The organism is Pseudoalteromonas tunicata (assembly GCF_002310815.1).
GTDB classification, from domain to species: Bacteria; Pseudomonadota; Gammaproteobacteria; order Enterobacterales; family Alteromonadaceae; genus Pseudoalteromonas; species Pseudoalteromonas tunicata.
In genome coordinates this window covers 1,088,501-1,101,736 of the sequence record NZ_CP011032.1, presented here as the reverse complement: position 1 = coordinate 1,101,736, position 13,236 = coordinate 1,088,501, and the positions used below count along the sequence as shown (strand labels likewise).

13 protein-coding genes are annotated in these 13,236 nt (G+C 40.6%); 5 read left to right on the top strand and 8 right to left on the bottom strand.

Annotated elements, in window-relative coordinates:
• Positions 1-380 precede the first annotated feature (380 nt).
• On the top strand, positions 381-1,409 hold the full coding sequence (arsB, locus tag PTUN_RS05085) for an ACR3 family arsenite efflux transporter (RefSeq protein WP_009838626.1): 1,029 nt from the start codon (positions 381-383) through the stop codon (positions 1,407-1,409).
• Between the two features lie 113 nt (positions 1,410-1,522).
• Here the strand turns inward: arsB and PTUN_RS05080 are convergent, their stop codons facing one another.
• Complete coding sequence (locus PTUN_RS05080; RefSeq protein WP_009838625.1) at positions 1,523-3,025, bottom strand: cryptochrome/deoxyribodipyrimidine photo-lyase family protein; 1,503 nt, start codon at positions 3,023-3,025, stop codon at positions 1,523-1,525.
• A 287-nt stretch (positions 3,026-3,312) separates the two neighbouring features.
• Between PTUN_RS05080 and PTUN_RS05075 the strand changes: the two genes are divergently transcribed.
• Positions 3,313-4,338 carry a tetratricopeptide repeat protein gene (locus tag PTUN_RS05075; protein ID WP_050760034.1) on the top strand — a complete coding sequence of 342 codons (1,026 nt, stop codon included), beginning with the start codon at positions 3,313-3,315 and terminating at the stop codon, positions 4,336-4,338.
• An 88-nt stretch (positions 4,339-4,426) separates the two neighbouring features.
• Here PTUN_RS05075 and PTUN_RS05070 read toward each other — a convergent pair whose 3' ends face one another.
• Positions 4,427-4,873: a hypothetical protein gene (locus PTUN_RS05070; RefSeq protein WP_009838623.1), complete on the bottom strand. Its 447-nt coding sequence runs from the start codon at positions 4,871-4,873 to the stop codon at positions 4,427-4,429.
• 277 nt (positions 4,874-5,150) lie between these two features.
• Between PTUN_RS05070 and PTUN_RS05065 the strand changes: the two genes are divergently transcribed.
• Both PTUN_RS05065 and PTUN_RS05060 read left to right on the top strand, forming a co-directional pair.
• Positions 5,151-5,765, top strand: coding sequence for a flavin reductase family protein (locus PTUN_RS05065; protein WP_009838622.1), 615 nt, complete (start codon positions 5,151-5,153; stop codon positions 5,763-5,765).
• A gap of 216 nt (positions 5,766-5,981) precedes the next feature.
• Positions 5,982-6,191 (top strand): hypothetical protein, encoded by a 210-nt coding sequence (locus PTUN_RS05060; protein WP_009838621.1) that lies wholly within the window; start codon positions 5,982-5,984, stop codon positions 6,189-6,191.
• Between the two features lie 352 nt (positions 6,192-6,543).
• On the opposite strand, the gene PTUN_RS05055 is transcribed toward PTUN_RS05060, so the two are convergent.
• The 6 genes from PTUN_RS05055 to PTUN_RS05030 form a co-directional block, all read right to left on the bottom strand.
• Complete coding sequence (locus tag PTUN_RS05055; RefSeq protein ID WP_232285008.1) at positions 6,544-6,942, bottom strand: hypothetical protein; 399 nt, start codon at positions 6,940-6,942, stop codon at positions 6,544-6,546.
• Positions 6,943-7,184: 242 nt separating this feature from the next.
• Complete coding sequence (locus PTUN_RS05050) at positions 7,185-7,490, bottom strand: hypothetical protein (RefSeq protein WP_009838618.1); 306 nt, start codon at positions 7,488-7,490, stop codon at positions 7,185-7,187.
• A 272-nt stretch (positions 7,491-7,762) separates the two neighbouring features.
• Positions 7,763-8,737, bottom strand: a complete 975-nt coding sequence (locus PTUN_RS05045) for a ribonuclease Z (RefSeq protein WP_009838617.1) — start codon at positions 8,735-8,737, stop codon at positions 7,763-7,765.
• 399 nt (positions 8,738-9,136) lie between these two features.
• Positions 9,137-9,583, bottom strand: a complete 447-nt coding sequence (locus PTUN_RS05040) for a hypothetical protein (RefSeq protein WP_009838616.1) — start codon at positions 9,581-9,583, stop codon at positions 9,137-9,139.
• 75 nt (positions 9,584-9,658) lie between these two features.
• Positions 9,659-10,237, bottom strand: a complete 579-nt coding sequence (locus PTUN_RS05035; RefSeq protein ID WP_009838615.1) for a hypothetical protein — start codon at positions 10,235-10,237, stop codon at positions 9,659-9,661.
• 1 nt (position 10,238) lies between these two features.
• Positions 10,239-10,748 (bottom strand): hypothetical protein, encoded by a 510-nt coding sequence (locus tag PTUN_RS05030; RefSeq protein ID WP_157579380.1) that lies wholly within the window; start codon positions 10,746-10,748, stop codon positions 10,239-10,241.
• Between the two features lie 954 nt (positions 10,749-11,702).
• On the opposite strand from PTUN_RS05030, the gene PTUN_RS05025 reads away from it, so the two are divergent.
• Positions 11,703-13,196: an MFS transporter gene (locus PTUN_RS05025; protein ID WP_009838612.1), complete on the top strand. Its 1,494-nt coding sequence runs from the start codon at positions 11,703-11,705 to the stop codon at positions 13,194-13,196.
• Positions 13,197-13,236: the final 40 nt, after the last annotated feature.

Below are 13,236 nucleotides of genomic sequence, written 5' to 3'. Positions count from 1 at the left end.
AAGATAATAATTTGTTTTTAACTCAATAATTTTGCAAGCCTCAATCAAGTAATTTTTTCTCAATTTTGCGCTTAAAATAAAGACATCAAAGCGTATTGAAATTAAAAATCAATCTAATCAATCACTATAACTTTGATTTATCAGAACTTGGCAATTTCGCTGGTATCAATTTTAGCAGACTGAAATTTACATAAGTAATTGATAAGTTATAAATTTTTCAACTTAACCAAATAACTTGCTTGTTTAGTTTAAATCTCTCCTAAACTGTATTTTAGTTAATGAGTTTGTTGTTATTAAACAAAATAGCTTATGAAGTGTGAATAAAGCAGATGAAAACCAGCCGATAGACGAACAAGCAAATAATAATTAAGGAATTTACCGTGGGGATTTTTGAGCGCTTTTTGTCTGTTTGGGTGGGGTTAAGCATGCTATTTGGGGTTGTCTTCGGTTTGTGGCAACCTGATGTATTTAAAGCCATTGCCCAACTTGAAATTGCCCACGTTAACTTGGTGGTCGCGCTGTTTATTTGGGTTATGATTTACCCCATGATGGTACAAATTGATTTTTCCGCCATCAAAAATGTTAGTCGCCATCCAAGAGGGCTGTTACTCACCATTGTAATTAATTGGCTGATCAAACCCTTTACTATGGCTGGTTTAGGGTGGTTGTTTTTTCATATTATTTTTGCCGATATGGTCGATGCCCAATCAGCGCAGCAGTATATCGCCGGCATGATTTTACTCGGTGTTGCCCCCTGTACTGCAATGGTATTTGTTTGGTCACAACTTACAAAAGGTGATGCTAATTACACCCTAGTTCAAGTTTCAGTTAATGATGTGATTATGATTTTTGCATTTGCACCTATTTCAGCCTTATTACTTGGCGTCAGCGATATTCAAGTGCCATGGCAAACCTTACTGATTTCAGTACTATTGTATGTGTTGCTGCCGTTATTTGCAGGTGTTACCACTCGCCACCTCATCAATAAAAATCAAGGCGCTCACGCACTGCCTCATTTCTTATCTGCATTAAAACCTTGCTCTGTTATTGGTTTATTAGCAACGGTCGTTTTATTATTTGGCTTTCAAGCTAATACCCTTGTATCCCAGCCACAAACGATTGGTTTAATTGCTATTCCATTGATGATCCAAACTTATGGTATTTTCATCATTGCCTACGCGGCAGCCAAATGGCTAAAACTACCCCATAATATCGCAGCGCCTGCAAGCTTAATTGGTACATCAAACTTTTTTGAACTGGCTGTTGCCGTAGCTATCTCTTTATTTGGTTTACATTCAGGGGCGGCACTTGCAACCGTGGTTGGCGTATTAGTTGAAGTACCAGTGATGCTATCGCTAGTTTATATAATTAATCACACTCAACATTGGTTTAAGCCCTTAAATAACTAAGCTTAGAAAAACGTATATCAAGTGGCTTTGTTGATAAACATTAGATGAACAACCTTAATTATCAATACATTAAAGTTACCCCAAGTTAAAGCTAGATTTAAAAATCAATGAAATTATGAGCTGCTTTTATTTATAGCTTTGGTTTTTTTGAACGCTTTAGTATTCACATGCCGTTTTAAAATTGCCCCTATTGCCTGCTGCACATCCTTTCGCTCACGAAATCCCCACAAGCGTTCGCGGGCTATTTGGGCGGCAATATCAAGGTCAATCATCGACGGGTGGTAATCACGTTCTAAGTCAAAATCATTAAAAATGGCTTCCATTGGCGGTTGCAGCCAAGGCTGATGAATATATTCGCTCGGCAAGTTTTTAAGCTCTGGGCACCATGTGCGAATAAAGACGCCATCGGGGTCTTGATCTTGCGATTGTTTAATTGGGTTATAAAGCCTGATGGTATTCATGCCGGTAACAGAGGCCTGCATTTGAATTTGTGGGTAGTGAATACCCGGCTCAAAATCAAGAAAATACTGCGCCAGCGGCATACTTGCTTGTTGCCATGAAATATTAAGATGGTGAGTCACAAAACTGACCAGCATCGCCCGCATACGAAAATTAATATAACCGGTGTGCTTTAAGCAACGCATGCACGCATCAATGATAGGAATGCCTGTATTGCCGTGCTGCCAAAGAGCCAAATCATGTTCAACCTGCTCATCGGTGCGATAAGGGTAATGCAAATAAGCCATGTTTAGCGGCTCAAACTCGATGCGTGATTCACTTTCAAATTTTTGCATAAAATGGCAATGCCAATGCAAACGCGAAATAAAGGCCGCTAAAGGTTTGCGCCAACCGCGTTTTGCAATTTCATAGTGACCTATGGCTTGATGATAAACCTGACGCAGGCTGACATTACCCCAAGCCAAATAAGGCGATAAACGCGAACAATGCAAACGGCTTAAACTCGGGCTCGAAATTCCCTTTTGATACCCCACCCCGCGCTCTACAAAAAAACTCGCGATTAAAGCACGCGCTTGTTTAGGCCCACCAAGCTGAAAGTTTTCATCAACCATTTGATAACGCTCATCAAGCTTTAGTTCTTGATAATCAGTTAAATACACTGTATTAAGTTGCTGCCAATTAGGAGTCGATACCTGAGATAAAATACTGTTTTGCCAAAGTTGCTGCCAATCTCGTCGATGCTTTTTGCCTCGCACCACTGCGCCAGTTTGTGTTTCATGCCAGACAATTTTGTTGCTGTGACACCAAGCACTGACGGCTTTATCACGCATAAAGGTATTATTAAGCCCAATTTCTTGATGGCTAAACAACCCCCGAATCTCAAATTGCTCTCCTAAACGCTGCAGTAACGCGATCATCGGCTCACTAAAAATATAAATTTGTGTCTTAAACCGAGCTAACTGCTGATTTAAATCAGCAAGCGATTGCCAAACAAACCGCCAATGGCGTGCAGTGTAATGAGGGTCATCGAGCAATAAAGGCTCAAAATTATAAATGAGCAATACCGGAATGGAGGAAGCAAAAGCATGCTGCAGCGGTGCGTGATCAGACAAGCGTAAATCTCGCTTAAACCAAACAATATTTATCGGTGGGCGCATGTGATAATGACGAAATAGTAAAAAACAATTTATTCAATACGCTAAAACATCTTTTTTCGATCGCCCAAGGCTATGAAGCGGCATTAATATTTGTTGTCACATCAATAAGAGTGCACTGCTTTACCATCCCAAAAACGACACAATACAGGCTTGGTATTATCTCAATTTCGATACAGCTGAGAATAAACAGTATTAAATAAAAACTTAACTAATTGATATTTAATATTAAACCAATATGGCATTAAATCTGCTCTGCCTGTGTATCGTTTCTCTTTAAGTTTATGTTTATGCCGACACTACACATTAAATTATTATTACCCCTTAAATTCTCAAGTACTCGCTTGCTCGCATTTATCAGTGCAGTATCTATTACATTCGCTTGTACTGCTCAGGCAACTACCAGCTTAGCAAATATAGAGAATGCCTATTTCCACCGTGATTACCTTTTTGTACAAACCACAATCAATGCCATGCCCTCGCCGCTGAGTGAACAAACAGCAGCGTTAGCCATGGCCGCAAAAGTAAAACTCAACCCCGATCATGGCGAAGCTATTATTAACAATTTCATCAAAGCGCATCCCAATAATGCCTATGGTCACTACTACGGGGGGTTGCTCTGGAGTGAACTTGCCAAAAATGCGGGCTTATTTAGCCGAATGAGATTTTACAAACAGTCCGTCACATCGATGATAACAGCCGGTTTACTGGCTCCCGATAATCCACGTTTTCAAGTAGAAGCAGCCAAAGCATATGGCCAACCGGCCATGCTCGGCGGTCAAAGCGAGCTGCAAAAACCGATTGTTGATAAACTACAAACCCAACCTTCCAGTTTTGCCAAACTTGCTCTTATGGACTACCTACAAAACACTGAAGATAAGGCGGCAGCTTTACAACTCATTGCGCAATTAACGCCTCGTTATGACCAAAATGTCGAGCTATTAGAACGAATGGGGCAACTATTATGGACATTTGAGCAGCAAGATCGGGCGGCAGACTTATTCAGTCAAGCGTGCCAACTCACGCCGCCTAACAACCAAGGTTATGTAAAGTGGCTAAGCGCCTGCCAACTCACCGCAGCATTTGCACTTAATGATATTGGCTCAGTACAACACGGGCTTGATGCCTGTAAAACACTGCTGAAATACGACACAGTGAACGACTCTGAGCATCACTATTTCTTATTACTAAACAGTCAGCTACTTGCAAAAAACCAGCAATATGCAGAAGCAAAAACAGGCTATCAAAAACTACTGGCACTCAATCCTGACAAAAACATCAAAAAAGAAGCGATGCAACAACTGAAAAAACTGTAATTTCGGGGAGCAAAAAGTGGCGCAATCAGCCCTTCAAAGAAACAAGTCACCCTAAAAAGACGGTGACTTGTTCAAGATAAGTGTACATTTACTGAATGCTAATACGCTGTAACTCTTGTTCAGTTAATAATTGCTCAACGCGCTGTTTAATCTCAGTAGTGCTCCCTGTTAGGGTAAACTGATTTAATTGCTCATCCTGCATCAGTTGCACTGACAGTGACGCTGCTAAAATAGTGATACTGCTAATTTGGCTAATCTCAACTTCAACAGGCTCATTTAAATACGAAGGTGAAAGATGCTTATTACAAATCTGCAGCTTGTTTTCATGGCGCTGCAATAAAGAAGCCAGTTGGTTAGCTTGTTTAAATTGGCTCGCTTGCTTGGCAGCATAAGTGATAAAAAACGCCGTAGCAGAAAATGTACCGAGCAAAAACACTTGATAATCAAAGCCAACCAATACAATAAACGCGATACTTAATACTAAAAAAAGTATGCCGATAAAAAAGCTCACGCTTTGCCATTTATTTTCAAACATCTATCACTCCACCATTAAACGCCATCAACAACCGTGTTTTGCATTAATCCAACACAAAAACAAAGTACGGACTCTATATGGCCGCCAATTTAGCACTGCTACCAATAAAAAGTCATCAAAATCGGTCAAATAACCAATGCCATCAAGCAAGGCATAAAATAAATGTTAACGCCTTTCACTTATAACGACTCAGTGATTTAGCTAAGCTTTACATACCCCAGTTAACATGCGATGTTTGCAGTTCTTTAGCCACCATTCATAGCAACTAAGTACCTTTATGATCATTGATTTTTCTAGCATTTCGCCAAATGCCATTTATCATACCCTAACCCAAACGCTAATCCCGCGTCCTATTGCTTGGGTATTGTCTAAAAACCCACAAGGTGTATTAAACCTTGCACCTTTTTCGTATTTCACCGCGGTGAGTTCAAATCCACCTATTTTGATGTATGCCGTTGGGCAAAAACCAACGGGAGAATATAAAGACTCAGCGGTGAATGTTGAAGCTACAGACGAATTAGTGATCCACATTGCAAGCTCTGATCTTGCTGATGAGGTAACGCAATCGGCAACAACCCTGCCAAATGATAGCTCTGAGTTAGATTTACTTGATTTAGACCTCGTTGATTTTGATGGTTTTAGCCTTGGTCGCATTAAACAATGTAAAGTGGCGTATGCCTGTAAATTACATAAAGTGATCGACATGGGTGAGCTGCCAATGAAGTTAATGTTTGTTGAAGTTTTAAAGGCTTATGTTGCCGATGACATTATCGAAGCTGATAACAAAGGCCGCCATAAAATCGATGCCCTAGGGCTTGACCCTCTCGCTCGTTTAGGCGCCGCTGAATATGCTGATTTAGGTGATGTTTTTAAAATCAGCCGTCCGAAATAAGCTGTGTTCACTCAACTTAAGAACGATGAGAAACAATACTTAACCTATTGATAAAATTTACTTTTACATCCTACATATATGTTTGTTATTTAAAATGCCCTGATGTTTACGCACAACACTCAAGGTGCTAATATCGGTACTGATTAATCTGTTGAAATTAGAATTCACACAGATTTTAAAGCGCCTTTTTTACACTAAATAAATACAGGATATGTCATGAAATTAATTAAAGCCTCTTTAATAGCTGCCACCCTTGCATTAACAATTTCGCCAATAGCATCTGCTGGTACGGGATATTGGTATGTATATGCTAGCAAAGTGAATGGATTCAGAACTTGTGCGCAATTTAGCCCAGGCTCTGGTTGGTATAAAGCAAGCTCAACGGGCTATACAACACGAGGCGAATGTAATTACTATGGCCGATAATCTCTAGTTTAAGCCTAAGAGCTCGAATCCTTGGGCTCTTTAACCACAACCTGTCACTCTAAAATCAAACCATTTACACAAAATGGTAAAAACAAAATGGCAAATGAACAAAAACAAGCCATAAATATCTCATTGATTTTAAATATTATAATTAAAAATGCCTTTCAGCAATTCACCTTAAATAAGGTGATTAGTTGATCAGTGCAGCTCGAATAAAATTGGGAGTACAGTGTTTAACAATTAGAAATGCTGATAGGTCTATCTGATGTGAAATAGGCGAGCACTCGTAATTTCAGGCATGACAAAACTAGGTCGATACCTAATTTATGCAAATTAAACCTTAGGGGGATGGCTAACCTACCCCGCGATACCAACTTTGTTGATGCTGATGCGCGCATTGCCTTATGGCATTGGGTTGGCCAGCAAAGTTACTGTATTGCCGCCTGATATTTTGCACGGCTTCGAGCCAAACTGCGGTTTCTATACCCAATTCGACTAATATTTTGTGTTGAATGTTGCTGATAGCCCCGCGTTTTTTGGGGTCAAAATGTCGGCCACTCCAATCGGCAAGTTCCAAGTAATCCAGTAACTTGAATGGAATGGTTTGATTGTTTGCGTTACTGCCAAACGCCATAAGTTGCTTTGGTTGCCGAGTAACTTGTTCGGTGTTTTCAGAAGTTAGCTGCTTTTTATAATGCTCAATACGTTCTTGAATTGATGTAAAGTCGCTATCTTCTAAGCTTTTCGCCATTTTGGCTCTGATTAGATTCAAATCAATGTACACCATGCAACTCAGTACAGCTTGCTCGTCTAGTAAGGCTTGAGATTGATCTTAATTTAAAAGGAATCGCCCTTCCAAAAAATTCATCTGGAATGAATTTTAATGCCACTAGGCAGCCCGAAGGGTGAGCGCCATAGATGGCAGCGAATATAATCGGCCTGTGCAGTTATCTTCTTTATTCGCTTTTCTGGCAATAAACTCGTTTACTTATTTTAAAACGAAAGTCGCATGTACCAACTGATGTCAAAAAGCCTGTTGCGCCACACTTCCACTGTTTTATCAACGCTGTACATATAGGCTTTATCTAGCTGCTCACCCTTGCGATAGCGGTCGACCAAAATTGTGCCATGATACAACTGATACCAACGTTCAATCACTTCTTCTTTTGACCAATTTAATGCCCGACTTCTATCGACACTAAGCACCAAATGGTAATGATTCGACATCACCGCATAGGCCGCAATATCAATCGCAAAGACTTCATTCGTTGGGTAAAAATAACAGTTTAAATCGCCCAACTAACCAAGCCCGACGGTGTTCAAAATTTTGACCGGAATATTTATCAAATCCCGCTAAAAATGCCCTGCGAACACAGCGGCTAATGCAGTGCTTTTGTTAAATGGGAATAGAAGGAGTGGAGTCTAAATCAATTAACGAACGTCTTGCCTGTGCCCCCTTTATTTTGCAAAAAGTAGCCACAAAAACATGAAGTGATTAATTAAAATTAGACTCACTATTGTGATTTTTCAATGAGATATTTATGTCTAGTTTTTTTGCTTTCTGTAACCGTTTATGGGTGTCTAGTTTTTTTGCTTTCTGTAACCGCAAATTGTTTTTCGATGTGTAGGCTTAAACCGTCATCGGCTAAGGTTAACTGGCCATGGTAATAGGTTTTAGCTTCTGACTCTAACGGTGCCAACATGCCGCGGCCGTGGTAACGTGCAGAAAAATGGAATAATACTAAATGCGGGATGCCGAGGCGTTCAGCAAATTCGGCAATCCGTTTGGCACAACTGTGTCCTGTAGCTTTAGTAATACGTTGTAAATCGGCACTGATAAAGGTGGCTTCGTGTACTAAGACATCCACTTTCGCACAAGCGGATTTCAGTAAATTGGGGTTTTCGTTATCACCAGCAATCACCACTTGCCGCGGTCTCCAGCATAGGTAACTGTAATCTGAGGCTAGCAGTGTTTGGCCTGCATAAGCCGCATCCAGACCTTGTTGCAGTAATGCCAAATGCGGACCGCGGGGTATTCCTTGTTGCCGCAACTTCGCGCTAAACACACGTATGGGCACATGGCTTTCGCTAATCTTAAACGCTACCGATGCCGTACGATGTTGTAACGGATGCAGCGTCACTCTACACTGCTCTAGTTGCAACGCTTGGGCGCTCTCAAGCAAGGGCTCCCATGCTTTCAGTTGCAGCTCAAACCCCAGTTCGACCTCAGTTAAACGCAGTGCATGTAAAACAAAATCGATAACCGACTGTGGCGCTAGCAACAATAGTGGCAACTTGCGCCCAGCAATACTCACTGAGGATAATAAACCTGGCAGGCCAAAACAGTGATCGCCATGAGTATGGGTGATAAAAATCGCATTAAGGTGATACAGCGGCAAACCAGCTTGTAAAATTTTCTGCTGCGTGCCATCACCGCAATCGACCAATAACCACGTTTTATAACGTTCAAATTGCACCGCTGTCGCAGAAACATTGCGATATTTTGACGGGTTACCCGATGAAGTGCCTAAAAAATGAATGTTCATACTGATTCTCAAACCATCTAAAAATACCGGATTTACAATGCGCACCGGGAAAAACCTAAAACCGTTCTCCCCTTATGACCATTATTACACCCTAACAAATATAGGGTATGTCGAAGAGACATGAATTGGCCGAAATATCTATTTACAGAACCATCGCACTTGAATAATGAAGTCGAATAAAAACTAGACACTGGCAAATATTTTGTTTTAGCCAACTTTACATCAATAGAGATACGTCCGTATGCTGAATTATAAAATCGGAAAAGTCTAATCATTTCCGGACGCACTTATTCATCCGAGGATCCCATTTTTTAAAAAATCTATCTACTATTTAAAATCAACGAGATATTTGTGAGTGTCGAGTTTTCACGATGCTTGCTTCTTCCTTGCCTCTAACCTTTAGTGTTGCAGCATACGGTAGCGTTGTAATATGGTTTGTAGGCGATTAGGCACTGAGCCATAAATTTCTTCTGAGATATTATAGCGTTCGACATTATCGGCCATAAATTGTAGCGATGGCAGTAATCTTTCCATCACCGGTAGAATATTTTCGGGGTATTCATTAAGTTTTTCCAGCACTAAGGTAAATAGGCAATCGACCGCCATGTCCCCCTCACCTTCAAGATAATTATCCTCCATGATGAAGTGACTAAGGGCAAAAATATAATAACGAAAGGGGCGAACAGGCATAAAACGCAGCTCGTCTGCTCTTTCAATCACTGACTGGCGAAATTCCTCTGTTAACTCATAGATGGTTTTACCAAAAAAATATTCGTAGGCATAACGAGCATCAATGTCGTCTTGATAACCTTCCCAGTCTTGTTCTGTAGGTATGTGGTTGTGCATTTTGTATCTCAACTATTTAAATAGAGTGTATCATCCAGTACAGCTTACGGTGCTGGATGATACAAAGTTAGTTATCTATGGTAATAAATCAAGACAGTTTATAAGTTCGATAGCTTTTATCACTGGATGTTTAACTCCTTTTGGAGTACATCTGTTATTATCTCGCTGCTTGTTTCTCTCATGTTCTTGACCACGCCGGACATTTTCTTCATGTCGCAAAATACCGTTATAAGCTTTTTGCGCATTGATTGCCCTATTACGCATATCCGCGATTTTCTTTGTATGTTTTGTTTTTTTCCACTTGGTATCAAAGCTTTGATAGTCATTAGCAAGTCGGTTGAAATAATCAACAAGTCGTTTTTGATAATCTTTGGCACTTTCGCCGGGGTTTTGCTTTGGTGTGGTCATAGAACGGGCTTTTACATCCTTGTATTCAGCGTCTTTTTCAGCTTCTTGTGCTGGTGTCAGTATGTTGCTGCTGGTGCCACCACTGCCACCGCGAACACCTCCACTTCCACCTCCACTTACGTAACTCCCATCAAGGTCGGTAGTACGTGCATTAGGACGCTCACCTATTACTGAAACACGCTCGATTGCATGCGTAGATGTGGAAATAATACAGAATAAGCACCATAAAAGAATATGCAGTCTCATATTATGACTCCTGTCGATAAATCATAGTACTGTATATTTTGCAATGATCTTCGGTTTTATTGCAGGCTTTGGTCACAACAAGATGGTTCTTTAAATCTTCAAAAGTGAAAGAGTCAAATAAAAAATTGATTAGCACATCATCATCAAACGAAATGTTATTTTGATACATGCTGATTTCTGCAGCACAGGCATAGATTTTGTTATTTTCCTGGTATTGTTCGCAAACCAAGGTATCAAGTCCAATCGCTTGGGCTTGACTTTCGTTGGTAATAACATTTTTGAAGTTCACTTCGGCGTCGGCAATGAGCTGACGCTGCATATCATCGGTATAAGCATTATTGTAGCCATTGAGGGTATTAATAAAGCCCTTATAATAATCTGCATTGATTTGTTTCTCTCTGTAGTATTCAGCAGCAGCCTCATACTCACCATTTACAAATGGTTGCTCATTTGCTTGCGCAGAAGTTACAGCTGCAAGAAAAAACAACGCTAACGGTGTTACTTTCATCATTAATCTCCATGTATTTACCAACATTTCTCGTTGGTAAATACATGGTAATAAAATGAGTTTAAAAATACAACTTATTGTTTTGTAAGTATATTGTTGCAATTGTGTAGCGCTATTAAAGGTACTAAGGGATCCCTCAGGGTCAAATCTTGACTTCATACATCATGACGTTTGATTGACCGCTATTTACTCAAAATGATTTATCAGCTTGAGTCTAAGCCTAGAATCATTGGGATCAGGTCTTTCTTTTGCCTTTGATCATAAAAAGTAAAACTTAACTTCAACCCCTATTTCACATTTTTAAATGCAATTATCTACAAGGTTATCGATAAACCTTATAACAAACAATAAGATACAAGTTTATTTTCCTTACAACTTATTACAAGCAAGCTATTTTATAGCGATGAAAAAACGGCCGAGCTGCGCTCGCCTTCGCAAGCAGGCTTGCACCTACGATAAAATCTCCAAACAAACACGGATATTAACAATCAAAAGCTCGGTGTAGCGTAGCGCTCGGTGCCCTCTGTGGTGAAAGTCTTTTAACCGCTGAGCTTTCTTTGGTGAAAAAGAAGGTTAACCACCGAGGTTAAGAGAAACACAGAGGAAAGAAAAAGCTATTAATTAGTTGGCTTTACTCACTTAACTTTTCGCTGTGAGCGAAGCATCGGTGTACTGTGTGGTGAAAAAGTACTCTGGGATAAAAAATCATAATGCAACAAGCGTCGGGCTAAAGCCCGAGCTCAAAAGCTACCGAGCTTCGCCCGCCTTTGCAAGCTGGCTTGCACCCACACAAATCCAAAAATCCACAAACCCACAAACCCACAAATCACAAGCATGGCGCGGCACTTAAAACAAAGGCGGTTGCTCTGCTGATTACAAAGTCACTCCCTTTACCACTTGGAAAATCCCACTCGTTCCTCTAGTATCTGTTTGTCTATGCTCATAATTTGTATTTAAATGAAATCATTTCCTTCTTTGTATTTTGCCAATTTATTTTTAATTATTGGCACCGGTTTACTCACCACCTATCTAGCACTCTATTTAGGCCAACATGGCATCTCGACTTTCTGGATAGGGTTAATGACCTCGTGTTATTACCTAGGGTTGTTGTTTGGCTCAAAACTGGGCTATCAACTGATAAAATCGGTTGGCCATATTCGAACCTTTGCCGCAAGCACTGCGGCAGTAACTGCGTGCGTGGCAGCGCATGGCGTTACCGATAATGTCTATATTTGGTTAGCTCTGCGGTTTTTTGTTGGCCTTGGCATGATGTGTAATTACATGGTGCTAGAAAGCTGGCTTAACGAACAGGCCGCGCCAGAATCTCGTGGCCGAGTCTTTTCGTTTTATATGATCACCTCCTATTTAGGGATGATTTTAGGCCAATTTGCGCTAGCACAATTTCCTGAGCTGGGTTATGCGCCGCTGTTTTTAGTCTGTATGGCGTTGGCTATTGGCATTATTCCAATTTCTATCACCCGCAGAATTCACCCTAAACCGTTAAAACCAATCCAAATGAGCTTATTTGGCTTCTTTAAAAAAGTGCCGCAGTCACTTACTGCTGTGTTATTTGCCGGTATTATCAATGGTAGTTTTTATGGCCTTGCTCCCACGTTTGCAAGCTTATCAGGCTTTAACGCCGAGCAAATTGCTATTTATATGTCGGTCACTATTTTTGCCGGTTTATTGGCACAATGGCCGATGGGGTTACTGTCAGATAAAATTCGCCGTAGTATTTTAATTCGTACTAATGCAGTAGTGATTGGGGTGATTAGCTTGGCGTTATTTTTACTGCCGATGGCACAACTGCAAGCCTATATCCTGACTTTTATTTTTGGTTTATTTGCCTTTACCCTGTATCCACTTTCTTCGGCATTGGCCAACTCGCGGGTTGAAGATGAAGACCGCGTCGGTGTGTCGTCTGCATTATTGGTTGCCTTTGGCGGTGGTGCCGCTATAGGTTCAGCAGTCAATGCCCAAATCATGACTTATTTTGGCCACCAAGCCTTGTATGCCTCAATCAGCTTGTTAACTGTGGTGATGTTTTTATTACTGAGCTTCATTAATTCTAAACAAAAAGCCGAAAAACCAGAGCCGAGCGATTATGTAATGGGTACTTCTGATGTGACCAATTCACCGCTTGCTTCAACCATGGATCCACGCATTGAAGAAACCACCGCTCATGAACAAATGCTGGTAGTTGATGACGGTGATACAGCTGAAGAACTTGATGATATTGATGATATTGATGAAGTTAATGACCTTGCTCAAATGGACAATGATGCAGAAACCTATCACCCCCTTAAAAATCATCGCCAAGGCGAGCTTTTTAGCGACAATACAAACAACGATACAAATAACTCCGACTCGTTTAATCACGGTCAAATGAAAGACCTGAACTCGCAAGATGACGACTCGGCCAATGAATCTACAACAAAAAAACGCCCTTAACTAAGGGTTCTAAAACAAAAAAAGGGATGTAATCATTACA

Excerpts from the sequence above, each read along its gene's own strand:
- PTUN_RS05060 (WP_009838621.1), top strand. The coding sequence starts at position 5,982 with ATGAAATTAATTAAAGCCTCTTTAATAGCTGCCACCCTTGCATTAACA.
- PTUN_RS05055 (WP_232285008.1), bottom strand. The coding sequence starts at position 6,942 with ATGGCGAAAAGCTTAGAAGATAGCGACTTTACATCAATTCAAGAACGT.
- PTUN_RS05035 (WP_009838615.1), bottom strand. The coding sequence starts at position 10,237 with ATGAGACTGCATATTCTTTTATGGTGCTTATTCTGTATTATTTCCACA.
- PTUN_RS05045 (WP_009838617.1), bottom strand. The coding sequence starts at position 8,737 with ATGAACATTCATTTTTTAGGCACTTCATCGGGTAACCCGTCAAAATAT.
- PTUN_RS05075 (WP_050760034.1), top strand. The coding sequence starts at position 3,313 with ATGCCGACACTACACATTAAATTATTATTACCCCTTAAATTCTCAAGT.
- PTUN_RS05070 (WP_009838623.1), bottom strand. The coding sequence starts at position 4,873 with ATGTTTGAAAATAAATGGCAAAGCGTGAGCTTTTTTATCGGCATACTT.
- PTUN_RS05040 (WP_009838616.1), bottom strand. The coding sequence starts at position 9,583 with ATGCACAACCACATACCTACAGAACAAGACTGGGAAGGTTATCAAGAC.
- PTUN_RS05030 (WP_157579380.1), bottom strand. The coding sequence starts at position 10,748 with ATGATGAAAGTAACACCGTTAGCGTTGTTTTTTCTTGCAGCTGTAACT.
- PTUN_RS05080 (WP_009838625.1), bottom strand. The coding sequence starts at position 3,025 with ATGCGCCCACCGATAAATATTGTTTGGTTTAAGCGAGATTTACGCTTG.
- PTUN_RS05025 (WP_009838612.1), top strand. The coding sequence starts at position 11,703 with ATGAAATCATTTCCTTCTTTGTATTTTGCCAATTTATTTTTAATTATT.
- PTUN_RS05065 (WP_009838622.1), top strand. The coding sequence starts at position 5,151 with ATGATCATTGATTTTTCTAGCATTTCGCCAAATGCCATTTATCATACC.